Origin of the sequence: Paenarthrobacter sp. CM16, from assembly GCF_013179505.1 — a bacterium.
Taxonomy (GTDB): Bacteria; Actinomycetota; Actinomycetes; order Actinomycetales; family Micrococcaceae; genus Arthrobacter.
In genome coordinates this window covers 1-3,100 of record NZ_JABMCX010000415.1, presented here as the reverse complement: position 1 = coordinate 3,100, position 3,100 = coordinate 1, and the positions used below count along the sequence as shown (strand labels likewise).

The following is a 3,100-nucleotide window of genomic DNA, read 5'->3' as shown; positions in this document are numbered from 1 at the left end:
GCCGTCCTCTACCAAGGGCGCCTGGTGGAACTCACCGACACCGACAAATTCTTCACTGACCCGCAGCACCAGCACAGCAAGGACTTGGTCTCGGCCGCGATTCCCTGCCGGGGACTGCACCTGAAAAAGATGAGGAATGCTCCCTAGGGGCGTTTCATGTCAGGTGATCGAAGTCTCCGCGTGCCCAGGCAGCGTGCCTCCGGGCCGAATCGCGCAGGATGGCCTTGGCGCTTGAGGCTATGACGTTGTTGAAATTTCCGTAGATACGGTCGAACTCCAGCGCATCCAGCTGTGCTGCGATCCGCAACACCACGGCCCCTGAGAGCGGCAGGCGGTTCGGGTAGCTGCGCATGAAGGACACGGAGCGCCGATCAGGGTTGGGAAAGACGCTGTCCCCGCTCAGGAGAACCCCATTGCCGTTGGCTCCTGCCGCCCAATGTGCCACCGCGCTGCCGGGGAAGTGGCCGCCGGTCTGGTGCAGCACCAACCCGTCGGTGATCTGCCGGGTCCCTGACCAATGCACGATGTTTGCATCATCTACTCCCAGCCATTGTTTGTCTGCCTCAGCCACCAGCACAGGGACGCCGCCAAGGCGATGCGACCATTCCACCTGCACACCGAACATGTGCGGATGGCTGGCCGCAATCGCCAGCACGGGGCCTTGGTCAAGGACCATCTTTACCGCGGCGTCGTCGATGTATCCCACAGGGTCCCAGAGCAGTGAACCCCTCGGTGTCACCACCAATTGGGAAGTTTGGCCGATTCCAACTCCGGGTTCGGTGCTGATCCCGATCAGCCCGGGCTCGTTCTCCTGAAGAGACATCTTCCGGCCCTCCTGTCTGAGAGCGTCGAGGGTGAGCCACCGTTGTTCTTCGTCAGGGATATATTGCCGTTCGTCCGTGCAGATGGGGCAAAGCTCCGGCACGGGTTCGGTACGTTCCACCGCGCAGGCTGCACAGATCAGCATTGAAGGTCCTTTCGGAACGGTCAGTGTCCTGCCATGCGGCAAAGCCACAGGGCAGTGGGCAGTGGACACAGGGCAGTTGGCACAGGGCAGTGGGCCAAGATTATTGCATGTGGGCCTCCGCCAGGAAGGGCAGGGTTCGATTCCACAGGTGTTGCCAAAGCCAAAGGACAGGCTCACAGTGGGTTACGTCAGGTCACGAACACGGGCTGGGACCGTGTATGCGCCGTGGAGGTCACCCTATGAGCACCACATCCGACGATGTCTACCAGGCACCACCTTCAGATGGAGAACCGCAGCTCAAGCGCGTTCTTGGACCCAAGCTCCTGCTCCTGTTCATTGTGGGAGACATACTTGGGGCAGGTGTGTACGCGGTCACCGGAACGATGGCCGGAACAGTTGGCGGCATCGTCTGGCTGCCGTTCCTCCTGGCGTTCATCGTCGCGACGCTGACGGCTTTTTCCTACTTGGAGCTGGTGACGCAGTACCCCCAGGCGGCGGGCGCGGCCCTCTATACGCATAAAGCATTCGGGATCCACTTTGTCACATTCCTTGTGGCGTTCGCCGTTGTCTGTTCAGGCATTACCAGCGCGTCAACATCAGCCAATGTCCTCGCCCAGAACCTGTTCGGAGGCTTGGAGGTCAATGGGTGGATGGGAGCACCGGACCAAGGCATGATCACGCTGGTGGCCATGGCTTTCATGGTGTTGCTGGCAGTGATCAACCTCCGTGGAGTGGGCGAAAGCGTGAAGTTCAACGTTGTGCTGACTTCTGTAGAGGTGCTGGCCCTCTGCATCGTGATCGGCGTCGGTTTCTTCGTCATGGCGCAGGGAACCGGCAACATTCAGGAAATCACCGTCTTTACCGATTACCAGGACAAGGGGTTGTTCCTGGCCGTTACTGCTGCCACGTCCATAGCCTTCTTTGCCATGGTGGGCTTTGAGGACTCGGTGAACATGGTGGAGGAGACCAAGAACCCGGAGCGCATCTTTCCCCGCACCATGCTCACGGGCCTCGGCATCGCAGTGCTTCTCTACATGTTGGTGGCGGTGTCCGTAGTGAGTGTGTTGTCTCCTGCAGAATTGGGTGAGATCAGGGAATCCGAGGGGGCGGCACTCCTTGAAGTGGTTCATAAAGGCTCCCCGGATTTCCCCATCGATAAGATCTTCCCGTTCCTGGCGGTGTTTGCGGTGGCCAACACGGCCTTGATCAACATGCTGATGGCGAGCCGGCTGATTTATGGGATGGCCCGCCAGCATGTCCTGCCCCGCGCTCTGGGCAAGGTGTTGCCCGGGCGCCGTTCACCGTGGGCCGGCATCACTTTTTCCACCGTTCTGGCCTTGGGACTGATCTGGTATGTCAGCATTGATCCGGACAGCAATATTGTGGCCAACCTTTCAGGGACCACCGCATTTCTGCTGTTGTGCGTCTTTACGGTCGTCAACGTGGCATGTGTGGTGCTTCGTCGCAAGAGGGATCCGAACCGCAAAGTGTTCTTCACCTCGCCCGGGCAGTTGCCGTTGGTGGCCGCAGTCCTCTGTGCGTTCCTCGCTGGTCCGTGGGTGGGCAGGAACCCCGTCCAGTACCAGGTGGCCGGTGGGCTGATGGCCATTGGAGTTCTGCTGTGGTTCATCACCTGGCTCATCACCAGAAAGGCCAACACCAAAAACCCCGACACCACAGCAGGGCCAAAGGACCACGTCCGGGAATGACAGGGAAGGGTTACGCCCAAAAGATCATCATGCTTACTATTGTGGAGCGGCGCTTGGCGTCAGAGCTGGAAACCACACATTGGAGCGGACATGGCACTGAGCAAGGGAACCCACGTGGAGTGGAACACCTCCCAAGGCAAGACGCACGGAAAAATCGTGGAGAAGAAGACCAGCGACTTCGTGTTGGACGGCAACACCCATCGGGCCACTGACGACGAGCCGCAGTATGTGGTGGAATCGGACAAAACCGGCGCACGAGCGGCGCACAAGGGCGCCGCGCTGACGGAAAAGAAGTAGCGCAGTGTCCCACCACCACGATGTAGTCATCATCGGCGGGGGCAATGCCGGGGTTTCGCTCGCGGCCCGACTGGGGCGTTACGGGGTGAAGAATATTGGCCTCATTGAGCCCAAGGACCATCACCTG

4 protein-coding genes are annotated in these 3,100 nt (G+C 59.9%); 3 read left to right on the top strand and 1 reads right to left on the bottom strand.

Features of this window, described 5'->3' with window-relative positions:
* Nucleotides 1-154 precede the first annotated feature (154 nt).
* Entirely contained in the window at nt 155-967 is an 813-nt protein-coding gene (locus HP499_RS22695) for a hydrolase (RefSeq protein ID WP_172326333.1), read from the bottom strand.
* A gap of 239 nt (nt 968-1,206) precedes the next feature.
* Between HP499_RS22695 and HP499_RS22690 the strand changes: the two genes are divergently transcribed.
* The 3 genes from HP499_RS22690 to HP499_RS22680 all read left to right on the top strand — a co-directional run.
* Nucleotides 1,207-2,676 carry an APC family permease gene (locus HP499_RS22690; RefSeq protein WP_172326332.1) on the top strand — a complete coding sequence of 490 codons (1,470 nt, stop codon included), beginning with the start codon at nt 1,207-1,209 and terminating at the stop codon, nt 2,674-2,676.
* A gap of 90 nt (nt 2,677-2,766) precedes the next feature.
* Nucleotides 2,767-2,973: a DUF2945 domain-containing protein gene (locus HP499_RS22685; protein WP_172326331.1), complete on the top strand. Its 207-nt coding sequence runs from the start codon at nt 2,767-2,769 to the stop codon at nt 2,971-2,973.
* Nucleotides 2,974-2,977: 4 nt separating this feature from the next.
* Nucleotides 2,978-3,100: lycopene cyclase family protein (locus tag HP499_RS22680; protein ID WP_172326330.1), on the top strand; the 123-nt coding region annotated here is incomplete at its 3' end.